Below are 1848 nucleotides of genomic sequence, written 5' to 3'. Positions count from 1 at the left end.
GCCGGCCGAGACCGCCTCGACCTGCTTCATCCCGGCCTTGCCGGCCTCGCTCATGACGACCGCCCGGCAGGTGTCGACGGTGCGGTTGCGGCCTGGCACCTCCGGCAGGGCCTGTCCGATCCTCTGCAGGGCGACGGATGTACCCTTCACCAGGCCGGTTCCGGGCACCATCGACAGGATGGTCTGCTCACCGGCGGCGGCGGAGGCCGGTCCGATCGGGGCGATCTGCCAGGGCATCTGCCACGTGGCCGCCGAGGTGTCCGGCGCGGCGGGGGCATCCTGCGCCAAGGCGGGTCCGGCCAGTGCGGACACGAGGGCGGCACAGCAGATCGAACGGATGGACATCACGGCGTTCCTTCTTCGCGGAGGGTGAACGAGGAGCCGCGGCATCGCGCTAGTTCGTCGGCGCGAGGGCGGAAGGCAGCGTCCAGGGTGAGGACGGCGCAGGAGAGGGTGATTGGATAGCCGAGTGATCGACGCGCCCGCGGTGCAGGGATGTATGCGCGACCGTGCCCGCATCGATCCTCGCCCGGACTGTCCCCGGCAGGCTGATGATGCTCGCCGTCTGGTCGGCGTCGCGGTAAGGCATCCGCATCCTGGAAACCGTGTTCACCGCACGTGGCCGCCGGAGCGTGTGTGCGTGCTTTGCCGGTCCAGGGTTCAGGGTCGGCGCTATCATGGCACCGATCCCTGGCACAGGCGTGACCGGATCCGTCCGATCTACCACCGCCCGCGCAGGACCAGGGCCGAGCGTCGCCACGTGTCCGGGCGCAGGGGCAGCGGAGATCGTCAGCGCGGGACGAACGACGACCTCGGCAGGAGCCGGTACCTGGGCGGGCTCAGGGCTCAGGATCGGCGTAAGCGTGGGATCTGCGGGCCGCGCGCGCGTCGTCCCCGCATCGGATCGACCTTGCAATGGTTGCGATACGTCCGGCCCAAGGGTCGCTGCCGCGGACGGCGGGGCCGATGTCGCAATGTCTTGGCGTTCGATGCGCTCGTTCCAGACGGGCAGCCGCTCGTGCATCAGGCGCGGCGCGTCGAGGGGCGCGCGGCCAATGAGTGACAAGTGCGGATTGGCGCGCGGCGACAGGAAGAGCGGCTGCTCGGCCGTATCTGCGTCGTTCGGATCCAGGAAGGTGCGGGGACCGTCGGCGGGCGACGGGGGATCCAGGTCGTTCTCCGACGATAGCGGCCCTGTCAGATGCGGGACTTCAACCCATGGCGGGAAGGTAGCCAGAGGCCGAACTTCGGGGGACGCCCTCAATCCTGCATGCCGGGTGGACGTCGTGAAAGCCCAGTTGCCGTGAGGCTCAAGCCACGCCGCACCGGCAGCAAAGAGCGCGAGGGTGGATAGGCAGGAGATCGAGATCGTAACCCAAGATGACCGGTGACCACTGGGCCTGACGACCGTGAGGGGCCGGGCCACGCCAATCGGCTTCAGGTCGCCCACATAGATGGGACCACGCTGTAACATCCTCGGAGAACTGGCCTGGGCGAGAGACAGTTCAAGACCGAGGCGATTTAGAAGGGCCTGTCGCAAACGGGAATGCGCTGAGGTTCACAGCTCGTTAGTCATAGCCGCCGAGCCTGCCGCTCCGATCCGGAGCCGGCCCATGATCCGCAACGTCCTCGCGCTCAAGCTGAAGCGAGACGCCAGGCGCTGTCCGATTTGATTGACGTTCACCGCTCGTCTGATGCTGGACAGAAGGGCCTGTCGCAAACGGGAATGCGCTGAGGTTCACGGCTCGTTAGTCATAGCCGCCGAGCCTGCCGCTCCGATCCGGAGCCGGCCCATGATCCTCAACGTCCTCGCGCTCAAGCTGAAGCGAGACGCCAAAGGCGACTTCC

Annotated in this window: 1 protein-coding gene; it reads right to left on the bottom strand. The window is 67.6% G+C overall.

The genetic code is table 11. The features are described from left to right. Positions 1–345 (bottom strand): hypothetical protein (locus MKL01_RS03560; protein WP_243903858.1); only part of this gene is annotated, 345 nt, incomplete at its 3' end. Positions 346–1848 lie beyond the last annotated feature (1503 nt).

The organism is Methylobacterium sp. J-070, from assembly GCF_022829385.1.
Classification (GTDB): Bacteria; Pseudomonadota; Alphaproteobacteria; order Rhizobiales; family Beijerinckiaceae; genus Methylobacterium.
This window is presented reverse-complemented; position numbering and strand designations above follow the sequence as displayed.